This is a genomic window from Flavobacterium sp. UBA4854, from assembly GCF_002399805.1.
In the GTDB taxonomy this organism is placed as follows: Bacteria; Bacteroidota; Bacteroidia; order Flavobacteriales; family Flavobacteriaceae; genus Flavobacterium; species Flavobacterium ginsengisoli.
This window is the reverse complement of the sequence record NZ_DHEI01000158.1, coordinates 1-2,140: the sequence shown is the minus strand read 5'-3', so window position 1 is coordinate 2,140 and position 2,140 is coordinate 1. Positions and strand designations below refer to the sequence as shown.

Below are 2,140 nucleotides of genomic sequence, written 5' to 3'. Positions count from 1 at the left end.
ACCTATTTGCTTGCAAACATTTTCACATCTGATTCTGAGATTTCGCTTCCTCCCAAAATGATCAATCTTTCTACTACATTTCGAAGCTCACGAATATTTCCTGTCCAGTCGTATTCTTGTAATAATTTAATGGCTTGCGCCGAAAACGACTTAACAGCATTTCCTTGTTCAGAAGCTATTTTTTCTGTAAAATGCAAAATCAAAGCAGGAATATCATCGCGTCTTTCATTCAATGGCGGAACTTTAATTAAAATTACTGCCAAACGATGGTATAAATCTTCGCGGAAACGGCCTTCTGCAATTTCTGTTTTCAAATCTTTATTCGTTGCCGCTACAACACGCACATCAACTTTTATGTCTTTATCAGCTCCAACTCTTGTAATCATATTTTCTTGAAGTGCACGTAAAACTTTCGCTTGCGCAGAAAGGCTCATATCTCCAATTTCATCCAAGAAAATAGTTCCCTTGTCTGCTGCTTCAAACTTTCCAGCACGATCTTTCACTGCCGATGTAAAAGCACCTTTTACGTGTCCGAACAATTCGCTTTCAATCAATTCACTTGGAATTGCCGCACAGTTTACTTCGATTAAAGGAAAAGTAGAACGTTCGCTTTTTTCATGCAATTGATGTGCTACTAATTCTTTTCCTGTTCCGTTTGGTCCCGTAATCAAAACTCTGGCTTCTGTTGGGGCAACTTTATCAATCATCACTTTTATATGATTAATTGATTCGCTGTCACCAATCATTTCGTAGTTTTTGCTGACTTTTTTCTTTAGAATTTTATTTTCAACAACTAATTGTTTTTTATCTAAAGCATTACGAACAGTATTTAACAAACGATTCAAATCTGGCGGTTTCGAAATATAATCAAAAGCTCCCAAACGCATCGTTTGAATAGCAGTTTCCATATCGCCGTGACCAGAGATCATTACCATCGGAATTTCTGGCTTTATTTTTTTAGCTTCTTCCAAAACCTCAACACCATCCATTTTTGGCATTTTGATATCACACAAAACCAAATCATAGTCGTTGTTTTTTATTTTTTCAAGTCCCACAACTCCATCTTCAGCTTCATCTACTTGATATGAATCATTTTCTTCTGATAAAATTTTTACCAAAACTCTTCTGATCGCTGCTTCGTCTTCGACAATTAGTATTTTACTCATTCTTTTAAGGTTCAAAGTTGCAAAGGTTCAGAGGTACAAAGTTTAAAATCTTTGTCTACAATTATACCTTTTAACCTGTTATATAATATTTCTTCTGTGCTCTAGTGCAATTCTTAAAGTTGTTTTCCTAAGTTACGAAAAATTCAAATCCAAAAAAACTTTGAACCTTTGTTCCCCTAAACCTTTGCAACTTTAAAGAACTAGTACTTCAGCCACTTATACAATTCTTTCCAAGTCGGTTTTTTGCCATACATTAAAATACCTACTCGGTAAATTTTAGCAGCAAACCAAACCACAAGGAAAAATGTAGCAAACAATAATGATACCGAAATTGCAATTTGCCACCACGGCACGCCAAACGGAATGCGCATTAACATTACAATTGGTGAAGTTAACGGAATCATTGAAAAGATAACCGCAACACTTCCGTGAGGATCATTGACTACTGTAAAAAATCCTATGTAAACGCTCAAAATCAGAGGCATTAAAATTGGAAGCAGAAATTGCTGAGAATCGGTCTGATTGTCAACTGCGGCTCCAATTGCTGCGTAAAACGAACTGTACAGAAAATATCCTCCAATAAAATAAATTACAAATCCGATTAAAATACTTGCAATTGGCAAATTCCATAATTCGGCAATGTACATTTGTGCAGATCCCGAAAACTCATGTTGTGCGGTTTGCATCATTTCTGGAGAAATTCTCGCAGCTGGCCCTACATTTACTCCAAAAAATGCCGAGGCTGTAAACATTAATCCTAAACCAATTATGGCCCAAATTATAAATTGCAGAATACCTGCTAATGAAGTTCCGACAATTTTTCCAATCATCAATTGAAATGGTTTTACTGACGAAATAATGATTTCAATAATTCGGTTTGTTTTTTCTTCGATTACGCTTCGCATTACCATATTTCCGTAAATGATAATAAACATCATGATCAAGTAACCGAATGCACCGCCAATTCCGATTTT

Annotated in this window: 2 protein-coding genes; both read right to left on the bottom strand. The window is 35.7% G+C overall.

The annotated features are described in order from the left end of the window. Nucleotides 1-2: 2 nt before the first annotated feature. Nucleotides 3-1,166 (bottom strand): sigma-54-dependent transcriptional regulator, encoded by a 1,164-nt coding sequence (locus B3J44_RS22510; RefSeq protein WP_286971560.1) that lies wholly within the window; start codon nt 1,164-1,166, stop codon nt 3-5. Between the two features lie 200 nt (nt 1,167-1,366). Beyond that, the coding region (locus B3J44_RS22505) for an ABC transporter permease (RefSeq protein ID WP_286971559.1) at nt 1,367-2,140 on the bottom strand (774 nt) is incomplete at its 5' end.